The following is a 25,711-nucleotide window of genomic DNA, read 5'->3' as shown; positions in this document are numbered from 1 at the left end:
CTCGGGGGTAGGGCCGGGATCACCGGCGGCCATACCCGGGCTTTGGACACATCGGCCGGAATCCGGGGCCCCCGGGCCGGCCTGTTGGTTAAGAGGTCGTAAACGGGCCGATCCATACAGCCGGTCCACCGGCCGCGGGCCGGACGGCCGCCGACACGCCATCTATCCCCATCGGCGTCCGCGTTCGCTAAGACGGTCTCCACAGATTATGTCCCCAGGTATCTTTTGACGCAGGGCCGCGCTTGCCGACTTCCCAGACCCGCCTCGCCACCTACTTCCACGTGCACCTCGTCTCGGACTCCACCGGCGAGACGCTGAACGCCATGGCGCGCGCCGTCTGCGCCCGCTTCGACAATGTGCTGCCGATCGAGCACATCTACGCGCTCGTGCGCTCCCAGCGGCAGCTCGACCGGGCGCTCGGCGACATCGAGGAGGCGCCGGGGATCGTGCTGCACACGATCGTCGACCCGAACCTGCGCAACGCGCTGGAGGAGGGCTGCCGCAAGCTCGACATGCCGTGCATCGCCGCCCTCGACCCGCTGGTCAGCGCGCTGAGCCGCTACCTGGGGGCCTCGACCACCAGCCGGGTGGGGGGCGCACCTCAGGCTCGACACCGACTACTTCAACCGCATGGACGCCCTGAACTACGCCATCGGCCACGACGACGGGCAGGGGGGCCAGGACCTCGACCAGGCCGATGTGGTGCTGGTGGGGGTGTCGCGGACCTCGAAGACGCCGACCTGCATCTACCTGGCCCACCGGGGCGTACGGGCGGCCAATGTGCCGCTGGTGCCCGGCCGGCCGCTGCCGGAGCGGCTGTTCGCCCTGAAGAATGCGCTGGTGGTCGGCCTGACCATCGCCCCGGACCGGCTGATCCAGATCCGCCGCAACCGCCTGCTGTCGCTGAAGGAGAACCGCGAGAGCACCTATATCGACACCGACACGGTGCGCGACGAGATCGTCCAGGCCCGCCGGCTCTACGAGAAGCAGGGCTGGCCGACTATCGACGTGACCCGCCGCTCGGTGGAGGAGACCGCCGCGGCGGTGCTGAACCTGCTGCACGGCGGCCACGGCCAGGTCGAGGTGCTGGGCTGATGGCGGGTATCGTGCTGGCGTCGAAGAGCGCGGCCCGGCGGGCGGTGCTGGACGGGGCGGGGGTGTCCTACGAGGCGACCGTGGCCGGCGTCGACGAGGACGCGGTGAAGGCCTCGCTGCTGGCCGAGGGGGCGGGCGCGCGCGACATCGCCGACGCGCTGGCCGAGCTGAAGGCCATCAAGGTGTCGCGCGGGCGCGGTGACTATGTGATCGGCGCCGACCAGACCCTGGAGTTCGAGGGGAAGCTCTACGACAAGGCCGACACCGTGGACGAAGCCCGCGACCGGCTGCGGGCGCTGCGCGGCAAGCCGCACAGGCTCCACTCGGCGGTGGTGGTGGCCAAGGACGGCGCGCCGATCTGGCGCGAGGTGGTCACCGCGACGCTCACCATGCGCGACTTCTCCGACGCCTTCCTGGAGGCCTATCTGGCTGAGGAGGGCGAGCACGCCCTGGGCTCGGTCGGTTGCTACCGCTTGGAAGGGCCGGGGGCGCAGCTGTTCTCGAAGATCGAGGGCGACTATTTCGCCATCCTCGGCCTGCCGCTGCTGGGTCTGCTCGACCTCTTCCGCCGCCACAAGGTTCTCGCCGAATGATCACCGGAAAGACGGCCGTGGCCGGGGTCGCCGGGAACCCGGTCGCCCACTCGCTCTCGCCCCTCATCCACAACGCCTGGCTGGCGGCCGCCGGGATCGATGGGGTCTATGTGGCCTTCCAGCCGCCCGCCGACGGGTTCCGCCGGTTCGCCGAGGGCCTGCGGGGCGGGGCGGTGCGCGGGATCAACGTCACCGTGCCGTTCAAGGAGGCCGCCTTCGAGGCCGCCGACGAGATGACCGGGCGGGCGCGGGCGGCCGGCGCCGTCAACCTGCTGCTGTTCCGCCCCGACGGGACGGTCGCGGCGGACAATACGGACGGCGAGGGGCTGATCGGCGCGCTCGCCCACCAGGCCGGGTTCGATCCCGAAAGCGGCCCGGCGGTGATCCTCGGGGCCGGCGGCGCGGCGCGCGGCGCGGCGACCACCTTGGCGGCCGAGGGCTGCCCCGACATCCGCATCGTCAACCGCACGCTCTCCCGGGCCCAGGCGATCGCCGAGCTGGTCGCCGGCCGGGCCTTTCCCCTCGACCGCTGCGAGGGCGCGCTGGAGGGGGCGGCGGTGGTGATCAACGCCACCACGGCCGGGCTCTCCGGCCAGGCGCCGATCGACGTGCCGCTGCACCTGACCCGCGACGACGCGGTGGCCATGGACATGGTCTACAAGCCGCTGGTCACCCCGTTCCTGGCCCGCGCGCAGGCGAGGGGGCTTCGCACCGTCGACGGCCTCGAGATGCTGATCCGCCAGGCCGCGCCTTCGTTCGAGGCGTTCTTCGGCCGTCCGCCGCCGCCGGAGGTGGACGTCCGCGGCCTGGCGCTGGCGACGCTGGAGGCCGGGGCATGAAGCTGATCGGCCTGACCGGCTCCATCGGCATGGGCAAGTCGACGACCGCGGCCATGTTCCGCGCCGCCGGGATCCCGGTCTACGACGCCGACGCCGCCGTGCACGACCTCTACGACGCGGGCGGGGCGGCGGTCGCGCCCGTGGGCGAGGCGTTCCCGGGCGTGGTGAAGGACGGAAAGGTCGACCGCGAGGCGCTCCGCCAGGCGGTGCTCGGCAAGCCGGACGAGCTGAAGCGGCTGAACGCCATCGTCCATCCGCTGGTCGGCCAGGACCGCGTCGGCTTCTTCGAGCAGGCCAGGCGGGACGGCGCCGACATGGTCGTGCTCGACATCCCTCTGCTCTACGAGACCGGCGGGCACGCCAACATGGACGCCGTGGTGGTGGTCACCGCGCCCCCGAGATGCAGCGCGAGCGGGTGCTGGCTCGGCCCGGCATGACCCCGGAGCGGCTCGACGCCATCCTCGCCCAGCAGATGGCGGACGCCGAGAAGCGGGCCCGCGCCCACTATGTGGTCGACACGAGCCGGGGCCTCGAGGCGGCCCGGGCGCAGGTCGCGGAAATCATCGCGGCGCTGCGGCATCCACAGTTCAAGTCGGCCCGCGACGGATCGCCGGCTTGAGCGAAGGGCCCGACGCAGGCCAATAAGGGACATGGCGCGCGAGATCGTCCTCGACACCGAGACCACCGGGTTCGACCCGCTGACCGGCGACCGGCTGGTGGAAATCGCCTGCCTGGAGATCGAGGACTTCATCCCCACGGGGCGGCACTTCCACCGCTACATCGACCCCTGCCGGGACATGCCGGCCGAGGCCGAGAAGGTGCACGGCCTGTCGGCCGCCTTCCTGCGCGGCAAGCCCCGGTTCGAGCACGCCGAGGTGGTGGACGAGTTCCTGGACTTCGTCGGCGACGCCCCGATCGTCGCCCACAACGCCGGCTTCGACCGCAATTTCGTGAACTACGAGCTGCAGCTCTGCAGCCGCGACCACCTGCACGAGCACCGCTGGGTCGACACGCTCGCGCTCGCCAAGCAGCGCTTCCCGGGGATGCACAATTCGCTGGATGCGCTCTGCAAGCGCTTCAAGATCTCGCTCTCGGAGCGGGAGAAACACGGGGCGCTGATCGACGCCAAACTGCTGGCGGCGGTCTATCTGGAGCTGAAGGGCGGCCGCGAGCGTCGCCTGGAACTGACCAGCGCCGCCGTGGCGACCATGGTGCACGCCGCGACGAGCAATTCCTACGGCCAGCGGCCCCGCCCGCTCGCGCCGCGGTCCACCGACGCCGAGCGCGAGGTCCACGCGAGCTTCATCCGCGACGTGGTGAAGTCCGACGACCTGTGGAAGAGGTTCGGGATCTGATCCGAGATCATCCCTCCCCTTTAGGGGAGGGGCAGGCCGCCTAGCGGCCGGGGTGGGGATGTTGCGCTCAAACGCCCGCGTCCGAGCTTGGACCCTACTCCCCCACCCGTCCGGCGCTGGGCGCCGTCCTCCCTCCCCTGAAGGGGGAGGGATGCGCGCCTCACTAAGCGTGGCCGACCTGCTGGTCGGTCTGGGCCTTGCGGGCGGCATAGACCTGGGCGAAGTCGATCGGGTCGAGCAGGAACGGCGGATAGCCGCCTTCCGAGCTGACCTCGGCGATGATCCGCCGGGCGAAGGGGAAGAGGTAGCGCGGGCACTCGATGAGCAGCACCGGCTCGAGCTCCTCGGCCGGCACGCCGCCGATCTGGAAGACGCCGCCGTAGAGCAGCTCGATGATGAAGAGGGGGCCGTCGTCGCGCTGGGCCTTGGCCGAGAGCTTCAGATCCACCTCGAACAGGCCGTCCTCGCGGCCGCGGGCGTTCATCTCGACGCCGAGGTCGATCTGCGGCTGGGCCGCGCCGCCGCGCAGCGCTTCCGGCGCGCGGGGGTTCTCGAAGGAGAGGTCGCGGATGAACTGGGCGAGGATGCGGATGCCCGGCCCGCCGTCGGCGGCCAGATCCGGCGCGCCGGCGCCAGCGTCGATATCGGTCATGATGCGGCTTGAATCCGTGATGGGACGCTTCGGATGTCGCGTCGTTCGGGCCGAGCGGCTATCACGCACCCCTCACTGATGCAACGGCGCCCCTGACGGGGACGTTGCGCCGTCCTATATTGCCGCAGAGACGTTTCCCGGAAGTCGTACAGCAGGCCCGATTTGCAAGTCCTCGAACTGATCATCTTCGCGGGTCTCGCCGCCATCGTGCTCTACCAGCTCTATTCGGTGCTGGGGCGCAGGGTTGGCCGCCAGCCCGAGGACAACGCCGCCGCCGAGGCGGCCCGGCCCGCCGTGCGCGCCGCCGACCGGCCCGTCGAGCCCGTTGACGACGGCGTGGCGCTCACCGGCCTCGCCGCGGTCAAGGCCCAGGATCCGAGCTTCGACGTCTCGCGGTTCCTCTCCGGCGCCAAGGGCCTATGAGATGATCGTGAAGGCGTTCGCCGCCGGCGACCGCACGACCCTGCGCAACCTGCTGGCGCCGGGCGTCATGGCCAGCTTCGACACCGCCATCGCCGCGCGCGAGAGCGAGGGCCGCACCGAGAGCGTCGAATTCCTGCATTCGCCCCGCGCCGACCTCGAGAAGGCCGATGTGGTGGGCGGCGGTGACCTCGCCCGGCTGACGGTGCGCTTCCTCGCCGAGTTCCGCAGCCGGTCCAAGGGACCGGAAGGCGAGGCGGTGGACGACCGCCGGACCGCCGAGCTCTGGACGTTCGAACGGAACCTGAAGAGCCGCGACCCCAACTGGACGCTCGTCCACGTCGACGCCGCAGAGGCGTAAGGTCCTGTGCCAGTGCGAGCCGCGGGGGCGGCGCTCCTCGCCCTGACCGTGGCGGCCTGCGCCACGCCCAAATATGAGCCGCAACCCGGCCCGCGGCCGGGCGTCCCGCCGTTTCCGCGGCCCGGGCGTCCGGAAAGCCCGCGGCCCGAGCCGACGAAGCCGCCGCTGCGGGTGCTGGAGCTCTCCGAGCTGCCGGGCTGGGCCGCCGACAACCACGCCGAGGCCTTCGCGGCCTACCGCGCCACCTGCCAGGCGGCGCAGGGCCCGGCCTTCGCTCGCCTCTGCCGGCAGGCCAAGGCGGCGCCGCCGCTGGGCTCGCGCGAGGCGCGCGCCTTCTTCGAGGCGAACTTCAGGGCGCTGGAGACCGCGGGCGAGGGGGTGCTGACCGCCTATTTCGCGCCCGAGTACCCGGCCCGCGCCGTCGCCGACGAGGTGTTCTCCGCGCCTGTGCGGCCGAAGCCCGCCGACCTGGTGAACGGCCAGCCCTATGCGGCGCGCGACGAGATCGAGGCCCGGCCGGCCGACGACGCCCTGGCCTGGATGCGTCCGGAGGACCTGTTCTTCCTGCAGATCCAGGGCTCGGGCGTGCTGACCTTCGAGGACGGCCGGCGGATGAAGGCCCTCTATGCGGCCAACAACGGCCTGCCGTTCGTCGGCATCGCCAATCCGATGCGCGAGCGCGGCCTGCTGGCCCGCGACAACACCTCGGGCGAGGCGATCCGCGGCTGGCTGGCGGCCCACGCCGGTCCCGAGGCCGACGAGATCATGCGGCTCAATCCGCGCTACGCCTTCTTCCGACTGGCCCCCGACGACGGCAGGCAGCCGGCGGGCTCGGCGGGCATCCCCCTGCCGCCCGGCCGGGCGATCGCGGTCGACCTGACGCGCCACAGCCACGGCGAGCTGCACTGGATCAGCGCCGAGGCGCCGATGCTGGCCGGCGCGTTCCCGACCTACCGGCGCCTCGTCACGGCGCTCGACACGGGCGGGGCGATCAAGGGCGAGGTGCGGGCCGACCTCTACCTGGGCCTGGGCGCCGAGGCGGGGACCGAGGCCGGTCGCGTGCGCCATACCCTGCGCATGTACCGCCTGATCCCCCGCGAGCCGGGACCATGAAGCGGCCGCTCCGCCCCGACGAGGTCCGGGTCTGGGGCCTGGTCGCCGGCACGGTCCACCCGCTGCCGGGCCGCGGGGCGCCGAAGCCGACCGCGGAGATGAAGGCGACGGAGGTCCCGGCCCGCGTGCCGGTGGAGAGCCTGAAGCCCAAGCCGCGGCCGGCGCCGAAGGGGAGGGGAGGGACCCCATCGAGCCCCGCCGCAAGCACCGGATCGCCCGGGAGCGGGAGGAGATCGGCGCCCGGCTCGACCTGCACGGCCTGGACCAGGACCGCGCGCGCGTCACGCTGGAGAGCTTCCTCGCCCGCGCCTGGAACGACGGCTACCGCGCCGTCCTCGTGATCACCGGCAAGGGTGTGCAGGGCGACGGCATCCTGCGGCGCCGCACGCCGGAGTGGCTGGCCGCCCCCCCACCTGCACCACATCGTCGCCGGCATCTCCGAGGCCGCCCGCCACCACGGCGGGGAAGGGGCCCTGTACGTGGCGCTGAAGCGCAAGCCGCGGGGCTGAGGCCCACCGGCTTCCGGAAGATCAGGGTTGCGCGGGGTCCGCCGCGTCGCCGGCGAGCAGGATCGGCATCAGGTAGAAGCTGAGCGGGACCGGTTCCTTGTAGCTATTGCAGCACGGCGGCGGGCGGGGAGTGTGCATGGCGCGGATCGTCCAGCCATTGGCGGCGCGCAGGGCGGCGACGTTGGAGACGATCACCGGCTGGGCGAACGGCGCGCGGGTCCAGCCGCAAATCCAGAGCGGGCGCTCCTCCCCGCGCACCTTCAGGGTCGGGACTGCGGTGGACTGGATGGGCGGACTGTAGCTGCGCGTTCCCGGCAGGCCGCTGATCCCCCAGGAAAGGTCCAGGCGCTTGGGCATGTCGCGGCAGAAGTCCTTGTCGAGGATCGGCGACCCAGGCTCGTCGCGGGAGAAGGCGATCCGCGCCACCACGCCCTCCTGGTCGGAATACTCACAATACGCCGCCTCCTCCGGCGGGCTGCCGGCGAACGGGCCCGCCGCCACGCTATTCAGCACCACGCCCTGGGCCGGCTTGCTTGGGCAGTGGAATCCGCTGGGGACATGAACCAGGCCCTCGGCGGTCTCGGCGAATAGCGGCCGTGCTTCCGGCGCGGCCTTCGCCAGCACGGCGGACGGCGCCCGCGCTTCGGTGGCCTTGTGGATCTGAGCGGCAGCGGGCGTCGCGAGCGCGACGGCGGCGAGGAAAGGAACGATGGTCTTCATGGGCGGGGCGAGATTGAACCGCGGGACGGCGGAAACAAGGCGACGGACAATCAGCCGCGGCTGGCCTTCTCCGTGATCCCGCTGGTGCCCTCGCGGGCCTCCAGCTTGGCGGCGACCTCATCGAGGGTCACGCCGGAGGCGGAGAGCACCACCAGCCAGTGGTAGATCAGGTCGGCGCTTTCGGCGGCGAGGCTGCCCTGGTCGGCGACGGCGGCGATCGCGGCCTCTAGGGCCTCCTCGCCGAGTTTCTTGGCGGCCTTGACGGGCTCGTTCAGGAGCTGGGCGGTGTAGCTGGAGGCGGGGTCGGCGCCCTTGCGGGCCTCGATGGTGGCGGCGAGCCTGGCCACCACCTCTGCGAAACGGTCGCTCATGCGGCGTGCTCCGTGATCCGGACCGGCAGGCCCTCGGCGGCCATGGCGCGCTTCACCTCGGCCACCGAGACCTCGCCGAAGTGGAAGATCGAGGCGGCGAGCACGGCGTCGGCGCCGCCGACCTTCACCGCATCCACCATGTGCTGCGCATTGCCCGCGCCACCCGAGGCGATGACGGGCACGTTCACCGCCGACGTGATGGCTTTCAGGAGACCCAGGTCGTAGCCGGTCTTGGCGCCGTCGCGGTCCATGGAGGTGAGCAGGATCTCGCCCGCCCCATGCTTCACCGCGTCGATGGCGTAGTCCACCGCGTCGAGCCCGGTGTCCTCGCGGCCGCCCATGATGAAAACCCGCCACCGGTCGCCCACCTGCTTGGCGTCGATGGCGACGACCGTGGCCTGGGAGCCGAAGGCGTCCGCGCAGCCGGAGATCAGGGTGCGGTCCTTCACGGCGGCGGTGTTGACGCTGATCTTGTCGGCGCCGGCCAGCAGCAGGCGGCGCGCGTCGGCCACGGTGCGGATGCCGCCGCCGACCGACAGCGGCATGAAGCAGACCTCGGCCGTGCGGGCGACCACGTCGAAGATGGTCCCGCGGTTCTCGTGGCTGGCGGTGATGTCGAGGAACATCAGCTCGTCGGCGCCGGCGGCGTCATAGGCCCGGGCCTGCTCCACCGGATCGCCGGCGTCGCGCAGCGAGACGAACTGCACGCCCTTCACCACGCGCCCGTCCTTCACGTCGAGGCACGGGATGACTCTTACGTTCAGCATGAGGGGGCGTTCAGCATCAGGCGGCGACCCGCAGCGCGTCGGCCGGCGTGATGTCGCCGTTGTAGAGCGCGCGGCCCAGCACCGCCCCGTGGATCGGCGTGCCGGCGCGGGCCTTCAGGCGGACGATGTCGTCGACGCTGGCCAGGCCGCCGGCGGCGATCACCGGGATCGCCACCGCATCGGCGATGGCGCCGAAGGCGTCGACGTTGAAGCCCATGGTGGTGCCGTCGCGGTCGATGTCGGTGATGATCAGGGCGCCGACGCCCACGTCCTCGAAGCGCCGGGCCACCGTCACCGCGTCGAGGTCGGAGCTCTCGGTCCAGCCCTGCGTCGCCACCTTGCCGGCGCGGACGTCGACGCTGACGGCGATCTGCTCGGGCCACGCCCGCGCGGCCGCCTTGACGATCTCGGGCTCGGTCACCGCCACGGTGCCGAGGATCACCCGGGAGACGCCCGCCTCGATCCAGCGCTCGATGTCGGCCATGGAGCGGATGCCGCCGCCGAGCTGCACCGGGATCGAGACCGCCGAGAGGATCTGCTCGACCGCCGCCTCGTTCACCGCCTTGCCCTCGACCGCGCCGTTCAGGTCGACCACATGGACCCAGTGGAACCCGCCGTCGGCCCAGGCGCGGGCCTGGTCGGCGGGGCTGTTGTTGAACACGGTGGCGGTGTCGAGGTCGCCGTGGACCACGCGCACGCACTGGCCGTTCTTCAGGTCGATGGCGGGGAAGAGGATCACGGGCGCCACTCCAGGAAACGGGCCAGAAGGTTGAGCCCCGAGGCCTGCGACTTCTCGGGGTGGAACTGGACGCCGGCCATATTGGCCCTCGCGACCGCCGCGGGGAACCGCCCGCCGTGGTCGACCCAGGCGGCGACGTCGTTTTCGTCCTCCGGCCAGTAGGCGAAGGAGTGGGTGAAATAGACCGCCTGGCCGTCGCGGAGGCCCGCGAAGACCGGGTTGTCGGCGACCTGCTGGAGCGCGTTCCAGCCCATGTGCGGGACCTTGGCCGCGGGATCGGACGGCGTGAGCTTGCGCACCTCGCCCGGGATCCAGTCGAGGCCGGCGGTTGCGCCGAACTCCAGGCCGCGCGAGGCCATGAGCTGCATGCCGACGCAGATGCCGAGGAACGGCGCGCCGCGCGACCGGACCGCCTCGGTCATGGCCTCGACCACGCCGTCCCGGGCCTCGAGCGCCGCCATGCAGGCGGCGAAGGCGCCGACGCCCGGCAGGACGACGCGGTCGGCGGACGCGACGAACGCCGGATCGTGGGTGACCACGATCTCGCTCTTCCCGTCCGCGGCGCGGACCAGGGCCTTTTCGGCCGAGCGCAGGTTGCCCGACCCGTAGTCGATCAGGGCGACCCTCTGCATGGATGAGTTCCTAGAGGACGCCCTTGGTGGAGGGGGCGTGGCCGTGGGTTTTCGGGTCGAGCTCGACCGCGTGGCGGAGCGCCCGGGCGAGCGCCTTGAAGCCGCTCTCGGCGATGTGGTGCGAGTTCGCGCCGTAGAGCGTCTCGAGGTGCACGCAAGCGCCGCAGTTCATGGCGAACGCGTGGTGGAATTCCTTGAAGAGCTCGGTGTCCATCTCGCCGACCTTCGGCGTCCGGAACTCGGTCTTCCAGATCAGGTAGGGCCGGTTGGAGAGGTCGATGGCGCAGCGCGTCAGGGTCTCGTCCATCGGGATGTAGGCATGACCGAACCGGCGGATGCCCTTGAACCCGTCCAGCGCCTTGTTGATCGCCTGGCCGAGCACGATGCCGGTGTCCTCGACCGTGTGGTGCATGTCGATGTGCAGGTCGCCCTTGGTCTCGACCTCGATGTCGATGCCGCCGTGGCGGGCGAAGCTGTCCAGCATGTGGTCGAAGAAGCCGATGCCCGTGGAGACCTTGGCCACGCCGGTCCCGTCCAGGTCCACGGCCACGCGGATCTGGGTCTCCTTGGTGTTGCGGACGACCTCGGCCGTACGGCTCATGCGCTCAGTATCCCTTGGCGGCCGCGAGCTCGGCGAGCGAGACGTTGGGCCGGGGGCCATAGTGCGAGATCACCTCGGCGGCCGCGAGCGACGCCAGCTTGCCGCACTGCTGCAGCGGCCGCCCCCGCGCCAGGCCGAACATGAACCCGGCCGCGTATTGGTCGCCAGCGCCCGTCGTGTCCACGACTTTTTCCACAGGCTCGGCGGCCACGGACAGCTTCTCGCCCTGGGAGAGGATCACCGAGCCCTTCTCCGAGCGGGTGACGGCGGCGAGCTTCACGTGGGGCCTGAGCGCCTCGAGCGCCTGGTCGAAGCTGGAGGTCTGGAAGAGCGAGGTCAGCTCCGCCTCGTTGGCGAACAGGAGGTCGACCTGGCTTTCGATGAAGCCCATCAGGCCGCCGCGGTGGCGCTCGACCACGAAGCTGTCGGAGAGCGTCAGGGCGATCATCCGGCCCGAGCCGTGCGCGAGCGCGGCGGCCTTGGCGAAGGCGCGGCGGGCGGCCTCGGCGTCGAACAGATAGCCCTCGAGGTAGACGATCTTGGCCGCCTCGATGACGTCCCTCTCCACGTCGTCGTCGGTGAACTCCACCGAGGCGCCGAGGAAGGTGCACATGGTCCGCTGGCCGTCGGGGGTGACGTTGATCATCGAGACCGCGGTGGCCGGGCCGCCGACCAGGGGGCGTTCTCGAACCGGGCGCCGATGCCGCGCATGTCGGTGGCGAAGAGCTCGCCCAGCGCGTCGTCGGCCACCTTGCCCATGAAGGCGCCCTTGCCGCCGAAGGAGGCGAGGCCGGCGATGGTGTTGGCCGCCGAGCCGCCGGAGGCCTCGATCTCCGGGCTCATCTTCGAATAGAGGGCCTGGGAGCGCTGCTGGTCGACCAGCATCATGGCGCCCTTGTCGAGGCCGTTCTCGGAAAGGAAGGACTCCTGGACGGGGCCGATCACGTCGACGATGGCGTTGCCGATCGCGGCGACGTCGTAGAGGTCTGGCATTCCAAGGCTTTCCGGACGGCTGAGAGGCCCGCCGCTTAGCGGAATTCGGGCGTCGGCGCTACGCCCTCTCCCTACCCTCTCCCTCTCTTCCCCCGGCTTGCGCCGGGGTCGGGGGGAGAGGAGTGCATGGCACAGACCTCGGCGCTTCACCTCCTCTCCCCCGCGAAGCGGAGAGGGAGAGGGTAGGGAAAGGGCTAGCGGCCGACGAACAGATGCCGCGAGGGGCAGAGGTCCGCCACCGGGCATTCCTCGCACTTCGGACGGCGCGCCACGCAGGTGTAGCGGCCGTGCAGGATCAGCCAGTGGTGGGCGCGGGTCAGCAGCGGCCCGGGGATCTTGCCCATGAGTTCGAGCTCGACGGCGTCCGGCGTCTTGCCGGTGGAGAGGCCGAGACGGTGCGCCACCCGGAAGACGTGGGTGTCGACGGCGATGGCCGGCTCGACCCGGAGCTCGTTCAGCACCACCGAGGCGGTCTTGCGGCCGACGCCCGGCAGGGCCTGAAGCTGCTCGCGGACCAGCGGCACCTGGCCGCCGTACTGGTCGACCAGGATGCGGGCCGCGGCGATGACGTTCTTGGCCTTGGTGTTGTAGAGGCCGATGGAGGAGATGAACGGCTTCAGCCCCGCCTCGCCGAGCGCCAGCATCTTCTCCGGCGTGTCGGCGACCTCGAACAGCTTCGCCGTCGCCTTGTTCACCGACACGTCGGTGGCCTGGGCGGAGAGCGCGACGGCGACGACGAGGGTGTAGGCGTCGCGGTAGTCCAGCTCGGTGCGCGGATCGCTCTCCAGGCTCTCGAAGCGGTGGAAGATCTCCGCGATCCGGGCCTGTTCGGCGGGGGAGAGGCGGGCCGGGCGCGTCTTCGGCCCCGGTTTCGTCTTCGGCTTCGCGGAGGTCTTCGGCATGCGGCGGCCAAGATGGCCGGGCCCGTAGCGCCTGTCATCCCACCACCGCTCATCACGGCGAAAGCCGGGACCCAAGCTGAGTCAGGGTCCGGCGCCGGCGGGTCCGGCCCGCGTCGGCCTGGACCCCGGCTTTCGCCGGGGTGAGCGGATTTTGCGAGAGGCGCTTCGCCAAGGCGGATTCCGGACGTATCCTGAGACGCCATGGTCCGGCCGCTCTACATGGACGCCGTCATCACGCCCAACCGCTCGCTCTCCGAGCGGGGGTTCATCGTGCTCATCTCGGTGGTGACCCTGGCCAATGTCGCCTCGGCGGCGGTGTTCCTGGCCATGGGCGCGACCCTGGTGCCGATCTTCCTGGGCGTCGACCTGCTGGCCGTCTTCGTCGCCTTCCTGATCAGCTTCCAGGCCGTGAAGACGGTGGAGCGGGTGCAGGTCACCGCCCGCGAGGTGCGGGTGGTGCGCGAGACGCCGAAGCAGGCGGTGGTGATCTGGGAGAGCCCGACCGCCTTCACCCGCGTCGCCGTCGAGCGGGACGAGGAGGACCGGGCGCTGGAGCTGAAGCTGGCGCTGTCCGGCCGGGAGCTGCCGGTGGCCACGGCGCTGAGCCCGCGCGAGCGCTTCGAGTTCGCCCGGGCGCTGGAGAAGGCGATCTGGGAAGCGCGCCGGGAGCGGAGCTAGGCGGCTTCCACGACCCGCCGGAGCTCGGCGAGGCGCCGGTCGTCGGCCGGATGGGTGGAGAGCGCCTCGATCGGCCTGGGCTGGCCGGCGGCGCGGGCCACCATGCGCTCCCAGAAGCTGACGGCGGCGCGGGGGTCCTGGCCCGCCTCGCGCATCAGGCCGACGCCGACCCGGTCGGCCTCCAGCTCGTGCTTGCGCGAATAGGGCAGGATCACGCCGTACATGGCGCCGAGGCCGAGCGCGGCGGCGATCTCGCCGGCGTACTGGCCGCCGCCCTCGCCGTTGGCCAGCAGGATCTGGGCGATGCCGACGCCGGCGCGGACGGCCAGCTCCTGGCTGATCCGCTCGGCCGGATGGCGGGCGACGATGTGGCCGACCTCGTGGCCGACCACCGAGCCGATCTCGTCGTCGGACCTCGCGAAGTCGAAGAGGCCGCGGAAGAAGCCGACCTTGCCGTTCGGCAGGACGAAGGCGTTGAACTCCGGGCTGTCGAGGACGACGAAGTCCCAGTCGAGGTCGCGGCCCGACGCCGCGACGATCGGGGCGGCGATGCGCGCCAGGCGGGCCTGGTAGGCCGGATCGCGTAGCGGCGGGACCTGGGCGGTGACCTGGCTCCAGGCCTGGTCGGCCATGCCGGCCAGCTGGTCGTCGGAGACGAAGGCGAGCTGGCGGCGGCCGGTGTCGGCGTTCTCGCTGCAGCCGGCCAGCGCGGCGGCCGCGCCGAGCGCCAGGAAGCTCCGCCGGGAATAGCAGGCGCCGCACATGGCTAGAGGATGAACCGGCTGAGGTCGGCGTTGCCGGACAGCGCGCCGATGCGGTCCTGCACATAGGCGGCGTCCACCGTCACGGTCTCGCCGGTCTTGTCGGCGGCGGTGAAGGAGACCTCCTCCAGGACCTTCTCGAGCACGGTCTGCAGCCGCCGGGCGCCGATGTTCTCCACCGCGCCGTTGACGGTGACCGCGGCGTCGGCCAGCGCGTCGACCGCGTCCTCCGTGAAGACCAGCGTCACGCCCTCGGTGGCGAGCAGGGCCTGGTGCTGGCGGATCAGGTTGGCCTCGGGCTCGGTGAGGATGCGGCGGAAGTCCTCGCGGGACAGCGGCTTCAGCTCCACGCGGATCGGCAGGCGGCCCTGCAGCTCGGGGAGCAGGTCGCTGGGCTTGGCCACATGGAAGGCGCCGGACGCGATGAACAGGATGTGGTCGGTCTTCACCGGACCGTACTTGGTGGAGACGGTGGTGCCCTCGATCAGCGGCAGCAGATCGCGCTGCACGCCCTCGCGGGAGACGTCGGCGCCGGCGCGGTCCTGGTGTGAGGCGACCTTGTCGATCTCGTCGAGGAAGACGATGCCCTGGTTCTCCGCCAGCTCCAGCGCCTCCTGGGTCAGCGCGTCGGAATCCAGCAGCTTGTCGCTCTCCTCGGCGATCAGCGGGGCCCAGGCGCCGGCGACGGTGGTCTTGTGGGTCTTCGTCCGGCCGCCGAACGCCTTGCCGAACATCTCGCCGAGATTGAGCATGCCCATGGACGCGCCGGGCTGGCCGGGGATGTCCATCATCGGCATCTGCGGGCCCGAGTCGGCCATCTGCAGCTCCACCTCCTTGTCGTCCAGCTCGCCGGCGCGGAGCTTCCTGCGGAAGCTCTCGCGCGCCGCCGTCGAGCCGGGGCCGGTGAGCGCGTCGAGGATGCGCTCCTCGGCGGCGGCCTCCGCCCGGGCGCGGACGCCGGCCCGGCGCTTCTCGCGGACCATGCCGATGGCGCTCTCCACGAGGTCGCGGACGATCTGGTCCACGTCCCGGCCGACGTAGCCGACCTCGGTGAACTTGGTGGCCTCGACCTTCAGGAACGGCGCCTGGGCGAGCTTCGCCAGCCGGCGGGCGATCTCGGTCTTGCCCACGCCCGTGGGGCCGATCATCAGGATGTTCTTCGGCGTGACCTCGTCGCGCAGGTCGTCGGGGACGCGCCGGCGGCGCCAGCGGTTGCGCAGCGCGACGGCGACGGCGCGCTTGGCTTCGGGATGGCCGACGATGAAACGGTCGAGCTCGGAGACGATTTCGCGGGGAGAGAATTCGGTCATGTCGCCCGGTGAGATAGGGAGGCGACCGGCCCCTTACGATGGCTTTCGCTCGGGGACCACCACGATCTGGTCGTAGAGCAGCCGCCAGCCGCCCGCGTCGTTCCGCCAGATGCGCACATAGTGGCCCCGCCGGTCCGCCCCCCGCATCGGTCGTCCAGTGCGCATTGCCGTAGGTCCAGGCGAGGTCGCCGGCCGAGGAGGCCTGGCCGCCGATCGGGGCGAACAGGATGCGCTGCGGCCGGGTGGCGAGCTCGGCCTCCACCGCGGCGCGGGTGAGCGTGGGCCCCGCCCTGGAGCCCGCGACCCGGGCGTCCGGCGCGAGGTGGGCGAGATAGGCGCCGGTCACGTCCTTGCGGGCGGCCGCGGCCAGCGCCGTCTCGGCGTGGCTCACCTCGGTCATCGCCCGGGCGGGCGAGCCCGCCCCCTTGGCCGCGAGCTTCGCATAGGCGACGGGCGAGTCCTTCGGCGCAGCGCCCGTGGGGTCGGTGGCCGGGCCGCCGTCGAACAGCCACTTCCACGAGCCGTCGGGCTGCTTCGCCCAGACGGTGAAGTACCAGGCCTTGGGATCGCCCCCCAGGGTGTAGGGGCCGGTCGTGAAGCCGAGGTCGCCGGAGCGCGCGATGCCGGCCCAGAGCGGCCACCAGACCAGGTCCGGCCCCTTGGGCTGGGGGCGCCTGGAAGGCGGCCTTGGCCAGGGTCGGGTCGGGCGCCATCACGATGCCCTCGGGCGCCGAGTGCTTGTAGAAGCTCCCCTGGACGCCGAGCGTCAGGCCGTCCGCGGCGAAGGCCCGCTCGGCGGCGACCACGGGGGCCGGATCGACCTCGGCGGCGGCCGGCGCAGCCAGCATCGCCAGAGCCAGGGCGGGAACCAGGGGCATGAGGCGGCGCATCTTCGGGGGTCTCCGGTCGTCCCGCTCCCTATGGCGAAGCCGTGGCGGCGCTGTCCGAGTGCTTGCGGCGAAGGGCGACGGTTACGCGATCAATGCGCGGTCGACTTCAGTCCAGCACTTCCACGGTCAGCGAGCCGTTGGTGTAGACGCAGATCTCCGCGGCGATCGCCATCGCCTTGCGGGCGACCGCCTCGGCGTCGAGGTCGGTGTCCATGAGCGCCCGGGCGGCGGCCAGCGCATAGTTGCCGCCCGAACCGATGGCCGCGACGCCGCTCTCCGGCTCCAGCACGTCGCCGACGCCGGTGACGGTGAAGATCGCGCTCCGGTCGGCGACGATCAGCATGGCTTCCAGCCGGCGCAGGTAGCGGTCGGTCCGCCAGTCCTTGGCGAGATCGACGCAGGCCCGGGCCAGCTGCTCCGGATACTGCTCCAGCTTGGCCTCCAGCCGCTCGATCAGGGTGAAGGCGTCCGCCGTGGCCCCGGCGAAGCCCGCCACCACCTGGCCGCCAGCCAGGGTGCGGACCTTGCGGGCGTTGCCCTTGACCACCGTCTGGCCCATCGAGACCTGGCCGTCGCCGGCGATCACGGTCTTGCCGCCCTTGCGGACGCCGATGATGGTGGTCCCGTGCCAATCGGGAAAGGCCGCGCTATGGGTCGTCGACATGGCCTGGGATGTGGCCAGCAGGGGGGACCAGGTCAAGCCACATGAGCTTCACCGACGAGGAAGTCGAACGCTACGCCCGCCACCTGGTGCTTCGCGAGGTGGGCGGTCCGGGGCAGCAGAAACTCAAGAACGCCAGCGTCCTGATCGTCGGCGCCGGCGGCCTGGGCTCGCCCGCGGCGCTCTACCTGGCCGCCGCCGGCGTGGGCTCCATCTTCCTGGCCGACCCTGACGTGGTCGACGCCTCGAACCTCCAGCGGCAGGTGATCTATGTGGAGGAGGACATCGCCCTGCCCAAGGCCGAGGCCGCGGCCGACCGGCTGCATGCGCTGAACCCGCACATCTTCGTGGCCGGCTACAACGGCGCCTTCGACGAGGGGAGCGCCGACGAGCTGGTCTCCGGCGTCGACCTGGTGCTGGACGGCACCGACGACTTCGCCACCCGCTTCTGCGTCAACGACGCCTGCGTGCGCCACGGCAAGACCCTGGTCTCGGGCGCCATCGGCCGCTGGACCGGGCAGGTGGGCGTGTTCCGCGGGCAGCCCTGCTACCGCTGCCTGGTGCCGGAGATCCCGCCGGACGCCGAGACCTGCGTGGCGGTCGGCGTGGTCGGCGCCCTGGCCGGCGTCGTCGGCTCGATGATGGCGCTGGAGGCGATCAAGCTCATCACCGGCGCGGGCGAGCCGCTCGCGGGCCGCCTGGCGATCTACGACGCCCTGGCCGGCGAGACGCGGACAGTGCGGGTGGGGGCGGATCCGGAATGCCCGGTGTGCGGGTCAGGCCCGTCTTGAGCGTGTAGCTCCAGTTGGTAGGCTGAGCCGAAGCAAGGGGGAGCCAGTATGGAAGACGGGACGCCGGGAACCGGAGCGGACCAGGTCATCCAATTCATTCCGATGATGACCCTTGGTCTCATCTATGCGGTGATCGTCTTCGTGATTGCCCGAAAACGCGGGGTAAATCCCTGGCCCTGGACCATCGCCACCCTCGTACCGGCCATCGGGCTGATCGTGGCAGGCGTGTTCTACCTGCTCAGCTTCCTCTCGGTGCTCGACCGACTGAACGCCCTGGAAGGTAAGACCCCGTCAGCCTGAGCCTCAGAACTGCGCGGCGATGAAGCCGGCCGAACGCTCGACGATCTGGCGAAGCGTTTCCGGGGTCCAGCCGCGGTGGCCGACGTCTTTCATCTCCAGGTGCTCTACGGGCTTGCCTGCCGCGCGCAGGGCCTGGGCCATCAGCCGGCTCTGCTCCATGGGCACTACCTGGTCCTCCAGGCCGTGGATCAGCAGGACCGGCGCCTTGATCGCCTCCGCGCACCGCCGGGGCGAGGCCAGGCGAAGCTTCTCCGCATCCCGCTCGGGGTGGCCGATGGTGCGGACCCAGTACTGATAGGCCGGCGAATCCTCGCCGTCCTCGCGCTCGAAGGCCAGCATTGCGGCGAGGTCCGAGACGCCGGCGATGGAAACGGCGCAACGATAGAGGTCGGGCCGCCGGACCGCGCCCATCAGGGCCGCGTAGCCGCCATAGCTCGCGCCGCAGATCGCCACCTTGCTCGGGTCGGCGCGGCCCGTCGCCAGGACCTGGGCGACAGCATCCTCGACGTCCTCCTGCATCCGATCGCCCCAGCGGCCCCGGCCGGCGTCGGCGAAGGCGGCGCCATAGCCGCCCGACCCCCCTGAAGTTGGGTTGCAGGACAAGCCAGCCCTGGGCCGCAAAGGCCTGGGCGAATACGTCGAATGCGATCTTGTCCCGCGACTCCGGGCCCCCCGTGCGGCAGGACGGCCAGCGGGCGCGGACCTTCGGCCAGAGGCTGGGTGAGGTAGGCGCGGATCACGGCGCCGTCGCGGGTTTTCACGTCCAGCGCCTCGGCCTTGGCGAGGCTGTCGAACTGCAGCCACGGCGAGGCCAGGCCCAGGGGCTCCAGACGACGGACGTTGACGTCGTAGAGGTAGTAGGCGTTGGCGACGCGCGGCCCGCTGGCGCGGACCAGCAGGCGCTGGCGGCTGTCGTCCATGTCGACCAGCTCCGCCGAGGCCTCCCCCTGGAAGAAGCGGTCGATCCCACGGAAGTGGGGCGCGAGGTTCGGGTCGGTGAACTCGTATTCGTTGCGGTCGGCGACGAACTGCGTGGCCAGGAGCCGTCCGCGTTCGTCGATGAGGACGTCCTCGACGTCACGGTCGGGCCGCGAGGCGATGGGAGGACCGAGCGCCCGGGTTCGCGGATCGAAGGCGCGAAGGCTGAGGGAGGCTTCGGTCTCCGCGCGGGCGACGACCAGGAACTCCCCCCGGTCCCCGGTCCATCCGACCACACGGAAGTCGGACCGGAAGAATTCGTTTTCCGGCCGGATCTTGCGGATCGGCGTCCACTCTCCGCCCGGGGCGTTGCGGGCCAGCAGAAGCGCCGTCGAGCGGCCGGCGCGGTCGAAACGCAGCGTGGGTGCGCCGTCCTGCGACAGCCAGTGATAGGTGGCCGGCCCGCCGCGCTCCACGACCTCTCCGCGGCCGGTGAGCACGTTCATGCGGTAGATCGAATAGGTGTTGTTCCTCAGCTCCCAGCCCCGGATCAGGATGTGCTCCGGATCGTCCGGCAGAAGATCGATGACCCTGGCGAGATCGGGATCGACCCTGAGGAGCGGCCTGTCCTCGCCGAACAGCATGACGGGTTCGCGGCCGTCGAAGCCGACGCTGAGCATGCGGCGGTTCCGGACATCGTAGTCGCGGCCGAGGTGCGAGCCGGTCGGGACGTAGGTCTGCTCCCGCTCGAGGGTCAGGCTCACGAGCAGGCGCTCGGCGCTGGCCCAGCTCACGCCGCCGACGTCGAGGTCGCCCAGCACGATCCGGACGGGCGTGGCCTTGAGATTGTCCGTCGGCACGAGGCTGACGAAGGCGATGCGCTTGCCGGCGTCACGCGCCTCGCGCAACAGGGCGAGTGTCTTGCCGTCCGGCGACAGCGAGGGCGCCGAGAACCGTCCTGCCGCGAGTGAGGGCTTCGATGGTGGGGGGCTGGGCCGCCGCCAGGGCGGCGGGCGCCATCAGGCTCGCGGCCACGCCGGACGCCAGAGCGTCACGCCGGCTGATCATCCGTGTTCCCCCCAACCCCGTGGCGAGGTTGGGACAAAGCCGCAGATGGCGTCAACCTTCGTAGGCTGGACAGCTAGCCGAAGCTCTTCGCGATGAAGTCGCCCGCGCGGGTCAGGACCAGCTTCCAGGTCTCGGGCGACCAGTTGGCGTGGCCGGCGTCGGGCAGTTCGGCGAATTCGACGGGCTTGCCGGCGGCCACGAGCGCGGCCTGCATCATCTTCGACTGACGGGGCTGGACCACCTGGTCGTCGGAGCCGTGCAGGAGCAGCACCGGGGCGGCGATGTGGGCGGCCTGCAGGCGGGGGGAGGCGGCGCGCAGGGCGCCGGCGTCCACGTTCGGGTCGCCCACGGTGCGCACCCAGTAGCGGTAGGAGGGGCTGTCGAGCCCGTCCTCGCGTTCGTCCTTCAGCATCTCCAGCAGGTCGGACACCCCGGCGATCGCCACCACCGCCTTGTAGAGGTCCGGCCGGCGCACCGCGCCCTGAAGCGCGGCATAGCCGCCGTAGCTCGCGCCGCAGATGGCGATGCGGCCGGGGTCGGCGAGGCCAAGCGCGACCATCTCGGCCACCGCGTCCTCCACGTCGGCCTGCATCAGGTCGCCCCAGCGCCTGCGGCCGGCGTCGGCGAAGGCCTTGCCGTAGCCGCCCGAGCCGCGGAAGTTCGGCTGCAGGACCAGCCACCCGCGGGCGGCCAGCGCCTGGGTCATCAGGTCGTAGTCGTAGTAGTCGCGGATCTCCGGCCCGCCGTGCGGCAGGACGACCATGGGCACCGGCCGTCCGTCCGGCGCGCCGGCGGGCACGCTGAGGTAGGCGGTCAGCTCGGCGCCGTCACGCGTCCGGATCCGGAAGGTCTCCATCCTGGCGAGCCGGGCGGGCTCCAGCCACGGCCGGGTGGTGGCGATCAGGTGCAGCCGCTTCGTGTCGCGGTCGTAGAGGTGGAAGGCGCCCGGCTCCTGCGGCCCGGTGGCCTTCAGCAGCAGGCGCTGGTGGTCGAGGCTGATGTCGTAGAGCCGGACGTTGGCGACGTTCTTGAGCGCGCCGTTCACCGCCTTGTAATGCGCCGCGAGGTTCGGGTCGGCGAACTGGTAGTCCAGCCGGTCGGCGCGCGACGAGGTGGCGACGAGCTTCAGGTTCTCGTCGATCACCGCGCTCTCCATGTCGTGGGCCGGCCGGTCGCCGACCACCGGTCCGAAGGAGAGCGTCTTGATGTCGAAGGTGCGGATCGCCTTGGTGTCCTCGCCCTCGTCGCGCATGGAGACGAGGAACACGCCGGGCTCGGGCGTCGCGCCGACCACGTCGAAGTCGGGCAGCTTCTTCAGCTCGTCCCTGCGCGACCGCCGGATCAGCTTCCACTCCGTCTCGCCGGGCGCGCGGGCGAACACCGAGACGACCGTGCCGCGCCGGTTGGAGTCCATCCTGAGCATCGGCACGCCGCGCTGGGTCAGCCAGAAGTCGGTGGTGGGCGGCCCGCGCTCCACGACCTCGGCGCGGCCGGAATAGACGTCGACCTTGTAGAGGCTGAAGGCGCCGCGGAAGGCGTCCCAGGTCTGCATCAGGACAAGACGCTCGTCGTCGTGCATCAGGTCGACGATGCGCGCGGCGTCGAACGCCCGGCGCAGCATGGCCTTCTGGTCGGCGAACAGCACGATGGGGTCGCGGCCGTCGACGCCCACCGAGATCACCCGGCGCACGGGCATGGGGATCAGGACGCCGCTGACCCAGACGCCGGTCGGTCGGCCCTTGTCGTCCTCGCGGACGGCGACCCAGATCAGCAGCCGGTCATTGGAGGCCCACTCCACCTGCTCGACCTCGTAGTCGCCGAGGCTGACCGGCGCAGGCGTCGCCTCGAGGTCGTCGAGGCGGCTGATCATCACGATGGCGGTGCGGTGCTCATCACCGCCGCGCTCGCGCAGCACGGCGAGCTGGCGGCCGTCGGGCGAGATGGCGGCGTCGCGGACGACGGGGGCGCGGAGCAGGTCGTCGAGCGTGTGCGGCTTCAGCGGGGCCTGAGCCGGCGTCGCCCACGCCATGCCCGCGCGGCCCAGCAGCGGGGCCATCAGGGCGGCGGCGAGAGCGGACCTGCGGGTGGGCGCCGGCATGGGCCTTCCGGTGACGGTGTTCGGCCAAGCTTTCGCCCTCCGGGCCGGGCGCGTCAATCGTGTGTCACAGGCGAGACGGGCGCAGCCGTGGCGCAGGTCAGAGCATCTGCGGCAGGACGCGGTCGGGGGGCCGGTGGCCGTCCATCCAGGTCTTGATGTTGATGATCACCTTCTCGCCCATGTCCACGCGCGCCTCGACGGTCGCCGAGCCCAGGTGCGGCAGGAGAACGGCGTTGGGCAGGCCCAGCAGCTTGGGGTTCACGGTCGGCTCGAACTCGAAGACGTCGAGGCCGGCGCCGGCGATGGCCCGGGATTTCAGCATCTCGGCCAGGGCGTCCTCGTCGATGATCTCGCCGCGGGCGGTGTTGATGACGATGGCGTGCGGCTGCAGCAGCTTCAGCCGCCGGGCCGACAGCAGGTGGTAGGTGGCCGGGGTGTGCGGGGAATGGACGGTGATGATGTCCATCCGGGCCAGCATCTGGTCGAGGCTCTCCCAGTAGGTGGCCTCCAGTTCGTCGGCGATGCGGGAGCTGACCGGCTTCCTGTTATGGTAGTGGATCTGCAGGCCGAAGGCGCGGGCGCGGCGGGCGACGGCCGTGCCGATCCGGCCCATGCCGATGATCCCCAGCCGCTTGCCGGTCACCCGCCGGCCCAGCATCCAGGTCGGGGTCCAGCCCTTGAAGTCGCCGGCCTGGACGACATTGGCCCCCTCCACGATGCGGCGCGAGACCGACATCATCAGGGCCATGGTCAGGTCGGCGGTGTCCTCGGTCAGCACCCCGGGCGTGTTGGTGACCGTGATCCCCCGGGCGTTGGCGGCGGACACGTCGATGTGGTCCACGCCCGCGCCGAAGTTGGCGATCAGCTTCAGCTTCTCGCCGGCCTTCTCGAGCAGGCCGGCGTCGATCCGGTCGGTGATGGTGGGGGCGATGACGTCGGCGCGGCCGACTGCGTCGATCAGCGCCTCGCGCGACATCGGCTGGTCGGTCAGGTTCAGTTCGGTGTCGAACAGCTCCCGCATCCGGGTCTCGACCGAGTCCGGAAGTTTACGCGTGACGATGACTTTCGGCTTGCGGGCGGCCATGTGCGAACTGAAAAGGGGACGTTTCCTGATGCGCCGCGGGCCGGCGCCTCGTTGAGAACGACCTGTAGCAAAGGGTCCATGGGCGGCCAAGGCGAGGCGGTGCGAATGACGCGTGCGGAAGCGAAGGCGCCGAAATGGGCCGCGCTGGCGCTCGGGCTCGCCTGCCTGGCGGGCGGAACCGCAGAAGCCGCCGAGCGGCAGACGCCGTCCGGCCTGCCGGTGCCGCGCTGGGTGACCCTGAAATTCTCCGAAGTGAACGCCCGCAAGGGGCCCGGCGACGACCACCGTCTGCTGTGGGTCTATCGCACCCGGGGCCTTCCGGTGCAGGTGGTGGCCGAGACCAGCGAGTGGCGCCGGGTCTGCGATCCGGACGGCGGGCTCGCCTGGGTGCACAAGCGCACCACCGACGGGCGCCGCAATCTGATGAACCCGCGCCGCCAGCCGCTGGCCCTGCAGCGGAGCCCGAAGCCGGCCGCCAAGCCGGCGGCCTACCTCGCGCCCCGGGCGTTCGGGCGCCCTCGTCCGCTGCGACAAGGGCTGGTGCAAGGTGAAGGCCGGGGGCGCCTCGGGCTGGGTTCCGGAAGGCGGGGTCTGGGGGACGCAAACCGCCCCGCAATGCCGCTGACCGCGCGCTCGCGTCCCCCTGGGGCAGGGACCTTAAGGGTTCTCTCGCCCGTTGAGCCCCCTGGCGGGCTCTGCTAGGGCCTGACCCTCTCTACGCGACGGGACGAACCAGATGAGCGTCAAGGCCAAGAACCAATACAGTCAGGAAGAGCTGCTGGCCTGCGCGCGCGGCGAGATGTTCGGCCCGGGCAACGCCCAGCTCCCGGCCCCGCCGATGCTGCTGTTCGACCGCATGACCCACATCGACGACACCGGGGGCGACCACGGCCTGGGCTATATCGAGGCCGAGTTCGACATCGACCCGAGCCTCTGGTTCTTCGACTGCCACTTCATCGGCGATCCCGTCATGCCCGGCAGCCTGGGCCTCGATGCGCTCTGGCAGCTCGTCGGCTTCTACCTGGGCTGGATCGGCGGCAAGGGCCGCGGCCGGGCGCTCGGCTGCGGCGAGGTGAAGTTCGCCGGCGAAGTCACGCCCGACATCAAGCTCGTGACCTACAAGATCCACATGAAGCGGGTGATCAACCGCCGCCTCGTGATGGGGATCGGCGACGGGGTGCTCGAAGCCGACGGAAAGCCTATCTACACGGCCAAGGACCTGCGGGTCGGTCTGTACCAGCGGGCGTAGATCCGCGAACCCAACCGGGAAGGAAACATGCGTCGCGTCGTCGTCACGGGGATGGGCATCGTCTCGTCCATCGGCAACAACACCAACGAGGTGCTCGCCTCGCTGCGTGAAGCCAAGTCGGGCGTCATCGCCGCCCCCGAATATGCCGAGCTGGGCTTCCGCTGCCAGGTGCATGCGGCGCCCCAGATCGACTGGGAGGCGATGGTCGACCGCCGCGCCGCCCGCTTCCTCGCCCAGGGCACGGCCTATGGCCACATCGCCATGGAGCAGGCCATCGCCGACGCCGGCCTCACGGAGGCCGAGGTCTCCAACGAGCGCACCGGCCTGGTGGTCGGCTCCGGGCGGGCCGTCGACCCGGGTGATCGTGGAGGCCGCCGAGACCACCCGCACCAAGGGTCCGAAGCGGATCGGCCCGTTCGCGGTGCCCAAGGCGATGAGCTCCGGCCCGTCGGCGGTGCTCGCCACCTGGTTCAAGATCCGCGGCATCAACTATTCGATCAGCTCGGCCTGCGCGACCTCGGCCCACTGCGTGGGCAACGGCTACGAGCAGATCGCCATGGGCAAGCAGGACATCGTCTTCGCCGGCGGCGTCGAGGAGCTGGACTGGACGTTGTCGAACCTGTTCGACGCCATGGGCGCCATGAGCTCGAACTTCAACGACACGCCGGCCAAGGCCAGCCGCGCCTACGACAGGGACCGCGACGGCTTCGTGATCGCCGGCGGTTCGGGGATGCTGGTGCTCGAAGAGTACGAACACGCCAAGGCCCGTGGCGCGAAGATCTACGGCGAGATCGTCGGCTATGCGGCCAATTCCGACGGCTTCGACATGGTCGCGCCCTCGGGCGAGGGCGCGGTGCGCTGCATGAAGCTCGCCATGGCCACCACCGGCGGCCGCACCATCGACTACCTGAACCCGCACGGCACCTCGACGCCGGTGGGCGACATCAAGGAGATGGAGGCGGTGCGCGCCGTGTTCGGCGACAAGGCCCCGCTGATCTCGTCCACCAAGTCGCTGACCGGCCACAGCCTGGGCGCGGCGGGCGTGCAGGAGGCGATCTACAGCCTGCTGATGCTCAACAACGGTTTCGCCTGCGAGAGCGCCAACATCGAGAACCTCGACCCGGCGTTCGAGGACCTGCCGATCGTGCGCCAGCGCATCGACCGCGAGCTGGAGACGGTGATGAGCAACTCCTTCGGCTTCGGCGGGACCAACGGCTGCCTGGTGATGGCGCGGGTCTAGC

General features: G+C 71.1%; 27 protein-coding genes and 5 pseudogenes. 17 read left to right on the top strand and 15 right to left on the bottom strand.

The window, feature by feature from the left end; all coding sequences use genetic code 11:
* Nucleotides 1–225: 225 nt before the first annotated feature.
* The 5 genes and pseudogenes from LRS04_RS07010 (at nt 226) to dnaQ (ending at nt 3,882) form a co-directional block, all read left to right on the top strand.
* Nucleotides 226–1,095: pseudogene (locus LRS04_RS07010) on the top strand (pyruvate, water dikinase regulatory protein).
* Nucleotides 1,095–1,688: a nucleoside triphosphate pyrophosphatase gene (locus tag LRS04_RS07005; protein WP_257815746.1), complete on the top strand. Its 594-nt coding sequence runs from the start codon at nt 1,095–1,097 to the stop codon at nt 1,686–1,688. The pseudogene LRS04_RS07010 and the gene LRS04_RS07005 overlap by 1 nt, the downstream one beginning before the upstream one ends.
* Entirely contained in the window at nt 1,685–2,527 is an 843-nt protein-coding gene (gene aroE / locus LRS04_RS07000; protein WP_257815745.1) for a shikimate dehydrogenase, read from the top strand. The genes LRS04_RS07005 and aroE overlap by 4 nt, the downstream gene beginning before the upstream one ends.
* Nucleotides 2,524–3,146 (top strand): annotated as a pseudogene (gene coaE, locus LRS04_RS06995) (dephospho-CoA kinase). The gene aroE and the pseudogene coaE overlap by 4 nt, the downstream one beginning before the upstream one ends.
* A 31-nt stretch (nt 3,147–3,177) precedes the next feature.
* Nucleotides 3,178–3,882 (top strand): DNA polymerase III subunit epsilon, encoded by a 705-nt coding sequence (gene dnaQ / locus LRS04_RS06990; RefSeq protein ID WP_257815744.1) that lies wholly within the window; start codon nt 3,178–3,180, stop codon nt 3,880–3,882.
* Nucleotides 3,883–4,045: 163 nt separating this feature from the next.
* On the opposite strand, the gene secB is transcribed toward dnaQ, so the two are convergent.
* Entirely contained in the window at nt 4,046–4,534 is a 489-nt protein-coding gene (gene secB / locus LRS04_RS06985; protein ID WP_257815743.1) for a protein-export chaperone SecB, read from the bottom strand.
* A gap of 162 nt (nt 4,535–4,696) precedes the next feature.
* Between secB and LRS04_RS26670 the strand changes: the two genes are divergently transcribed.
* Genes LRS04_RS26670 through LRS04_RS26660 form a run of 4 tightly spaced genes read left to right on the top strand, consistent with a single transcriptional unit; the run spans nt 4,697 to nt 7,020 of the window.
* A complete protein-coding gene (locus LRS04_RS26670) occupies nt 4,697–4,957 on the top strand; it encodes a hypothetical protein (RefSeq protein WP_308238089.1) in 261 nt (86 codons plus the stop codon).
* A gap of 7 nt (nt 4,958–4,964) precedes the next feature.
* Nucleotides 4,965–5,315, top strand: coding sequence for a TIM44-related membrane protein TimA (gene timA, locus LRS04_RS26665; protein WP_308238088.1), 351 nt, complete (start codon nt 4,965–4,967; stop codon nt 5,313–5,315).
* Nucleotides 5,316–5,327: 12 nt separating this feature from the next.
* A complete protein-coding gene (locus LRS04_RS06975) occupies nt 5,328–6,428 on the top strand; it encodes an MltA domain-containing protein (RefSeq protein ID WP_257815742.1) in 1,101 nt (366 codons plus the stop codon).
* Nucleotides 6,429–6,459: 31 nt separating this feature from the next.
* Nucleotides 6,460–7,020, top strand: coding sequence for a Smr/MutS family protein (locus LRS04_RS26660; RefSeq protein WP_308238296.1), 561 nt, complete (start codon nt 6,460–6,462; stop codon nt 7,018–7,020).
* Here the strand turns inward: LRS04_RS26660 and LRS04_RS06965 are convergent.
* From LRS04_RS06965 to nth, 8 genes and pseudogenes are all read right to left on the bottom strand, one after another.
* On the bottom strand, nt 6,959–7,657 hold the full coding sequence (locus tag LRS04_RS06965; protein WP_257815741.1) for a hypothetical protein: 699 nt from the start codon (nt 7,655–7,657) through the stop codon (nt 6,959–6,961). The genes LRS04_RS26660 and LRS04_RS06965 overlap by 62 nt on opposite strands.
* Before the next feature lie 50 nt (nt 7,658–7,707).
* Entirely contained in the window at nt 7,708–8,028 is a 321-nt protein-coding gene (locus LRS04_RS06960; protein WP_257815740.1) for a phosphoribosyl-ATP diphosphatase, read from the bottom strand.
* Nucleotides 8,025–8,795, bottom strand: a complete 771-nt coding sequence (gene hisF / locus LRS04_RS06955) for an imidazole glycerol phosphate synthase subunit HisF (RefSeq protein ID WP_257815739.1) — start codon at nt 8,793–8,795, stop codon at nt 8,025–8,027. Before hisF ends, LRS04_RS06960 begins: the two co-directional genes overlap by 4 nt.
* 16 nt (nt 8,796–8,811) lie before the next feature.
* Complete coding sequence (gene hisA / locus LRS04_RS06950) at nt 8,812–9,534, bottom strand: 1-(5-phosphoribosyl)-5-[(5-phosphoribosylamino)methylideneamino]imidazole-4-carboxamide isomerase (RefSeq protein WP_257815738.1); 723 nt, start codon at nt 9,532–9,534, stop codon at nt 8,812–8,814.
* Entirely contained in the window at nt 9,531–10,166 is a 636-nt protein-coding gene (gene hisH, locus LRS04_RS06945; protein WP_257815737.1) for an imidazole glycerol phosphate synthase subunit HisH, read from the bottom strand. The genes hisA and hisH overlap by 4 nt, the downstream gene beginning before the upstream one ends.
* 10 nt (nt 10,167–10,176) lie before the next feature.
* Nucleotides 10,177–10,767, bottom strand: a complete 591-nt coding sequence (hisB, locus tag LRS04_RS06940; protein WP_257815736.1) for an imidazoleglycerol-phosphate dehydratase HisB — start codon at nt 10,765–10,767, stop codon at nt 10,177–10,179.
* A 4-nt stretch (nt 10,768–10,771) separates the two neighbouring features.
* Nucleotides 10,772–11,760 (bottom strand): annotated as a pseudogene (locus LRS04_RS06935) (adenosine kinase).
* Nucleotides 11,761–11,954: 194 nt separating this feature from the next.
* Complete coding sequence (nth, locus tag LRS04_RS06930) at nt 11,955–12,662, bottom strand: endonuclease III (RefSeq protein WP_257815735.1); 708 nt, start codon at nt 12,660–12,662, stop codon at nt 11,955–11,957.
* 201 nt (nt 12,663–12,863) lie between these two features.
* Here nth and LRS04_RS06925 point away from each other — a divergent pair, with 201 nt between their 5' ends.
* Nucleotides 12,864–13,340, top strand: a complete 477-nt coding sequence (locus tag LRS04_RS06925) for a DUF2244 domain-containing protein (RefSeq protein ID WP_257815734.1) — start codon at nt 12,864–12,866, stop codon at nt 13,338–13,340.
* On the opposite strand, the gene LRS04_RS06920 is transcribed toward LRS04_RS06925, so the two are convergent.
* The 3 genes from LRS04_RS06920 to hslV form a co-directional block, all read right to left on the bottom strand.
* The gene (locus LRS04_RS06920; protein WP_257815733.1) at nt 13,337–14,104 is read right to left on the bottom strand and encodes a M48 family metallopeptidase; all 768 of its coding nucleotides are present in this window, start codon (nt 14,102–14,104) and stop codon (nt 13,337–13,339) included. The two genes, LRS04_RS06925 and LRS04_RS06920, sit on opposite strands and share 4 nt — an antisense overlap.
* Before the next feature lie 2 nt (nt 14,105–14,106).
* A complete protein-coding gene (gene hslU, locus LRS04_RS06915; RefSeq protein ID WP_257815732.1) occupies nt 14,107–15,411 on the bottom strand; it encodes an ATP-dependent protease ATPase subunit HslU in 1,305 nt (434 codons plus the stop codon).
* 996 nt (nt 15,412–16,407) lie between these two features.
* Nucleotides 16,408–17,001, bottom strand: coding sequence for an ATP-dependent protease subunit HslV (gene hslV / locus LRS04_RS06910; RefSeq protein ID WP_257815731.1), 594 nt, complete (start codon nt 16,999–17,001; stop codon nt 16,408–16,410).
* Between the two features lie 5 nt (nt 17,002–17,006).
* On the opposite strand from hslV, the gene LRS04_RS06905 reads away from it, so the two are divergent.
* Together LRS04_RS06905 and LRS04_RS06900 are read left to right on the top strand one after the other, a co-directional pair.
* Complete coding sequence (locus LRS04_RS06905; protein WP_257815730.1) at nt 17,007–17,753, top strand: HesA/MoeB/ThiF family protein; 747 nt, start codon at nt 17,007–17,009, stop codon at nt 17,751–17,753.
* A 48-nt stretch (nt 17,754–17,801) separates the two neighbouring features.
* Nucleotides 17,802–18,053, top strand: a complete 252-nt coding sequence (locus tag LRS04_RS06900) for a hypothetical protein (protein ID WP_257815729.1) — start codon at nt 17,802–17,804, stop codon at nt 18,051–18,053.
* Between the two features lie 3 nt (nt 18,054–18,056).
* On the opposite strand, the gene LRS04_RS06895 is transcribed toward LRS04_RS06900, so the two are convergent.
* Nucleotides 18,057–18,857 (bottom strand): S9 family peptidase, encoded by an 801-nt coding sequence (locus LRS04_RS06895; RefSeq protein ID WP_257815728.1) that lies wholly within the window; start codon nt 18,855–18,857, stop codon nt 18,057–18,059.
* A gap of 170 nt (nt 18,858–19,027) precedes the next feature.
* Here LRS04_RS06895 and LRS04_RS06890 point away from each other — a divergent pair, with 170 nt between their 5' ends.
* Nucleotides 19,028–19,942, top strand: a complete 915-nt coding sequence (locus LRS04_RS06890) for a hypothetical protein (protein WP_257815727.1) — start codon at nt 19,028–19,030, stop codon at nt 19,940–19,942.
* Nucleotides 19,943–20,112: 170 nt separating this feature from the next.
* Here the strand turns inward: LRS04_RS06890 and LRS04_RS06885 are convergent, their stop codons facing one another.
* Complete coding sequence (locus tag LRS04_RS06885; protein WP_257815725.1) at nt 20,113–22,137, bottom strand: S9 family peptidase; 2,025 nt, start codon at nt 22,135–22,137, stop codon at nt 20,113–20,115.
* 97 nt (nt 22,138–22,234) lie between these two features.
* Nucleotides 22,235–23,221 (bottom strand): D-glycerate dehydrogenase, encoded by a 987-nt coding sequence (locus tag LRS04_RS06880; RefSeq protein WP_257815724.1) that lies wholly within the window; start codon nt 23,219–23,221, stop codon nt 22,235–22,237.
* Between the two features lie 78 nt (nt 23,222–23,299).
* Here LRS04_RS06880 and LRS04_RS26655 point away from each other — a divergent pair.
* The 4 genes and pseudogenes from LRS04_RS26655 to fabB all read left to right on the top strand — a co-directional run.
* Nucleotides 23,300–23,572, top strand: a pseudogene (locus LRS04_RS26655) (SH3 domain-containing protein); the annotation flags it as partial.
* Nucleotides 23,573–23,768: 196 nt separating this feature from the next.
* A complete protein-coding gene (locus LRS04_RS26650; protein ID WP_308238294.1) occupies nt 23,769–23,846 on the top strand; it encodes a hypothetical protein in 78 nt (25 codons plus the stop codon).
* Between the two features lie 111 nt (nt 23,847–23,957).
* On the top strand, nt 23,958–24,470 hold the full coding sequence (gene fabA / locus LRS04_RS06870) for a 3-hydroxyacyl-[acyl-carrier-protein] dehydratase FabA (RefSeq protein ID WP_257815723.1): 513 nt from the start codon (nt 23,958–23,960) through the stop codon (nt 24,468–24,470).
* A 27-nt stretch (nt 24,471–24,497) separates the two neighbouring features.
* Nucleotides 24,498–25,710, top strand: a pseudogene (gene fabB / locus LRS04_RS06865) (beta-ketoacyl-ACP synthase I).
* Nucleotide 25,711 lies beyond the last annotated feature (1 nt).

The organism is Phenylobacterium sp. J367 (assembly GCF_024699985.1).
In the GTDB taxonomy this organism is placed as follows: Bacteria; Pseudomonadota; Alphaproteobacteria; order Caulobacterales; family Caulobacteraceae; genus Phenylobacterium.
This window is presented reverse-complemented; position numbering and strand designations above follow the sequence as displayed.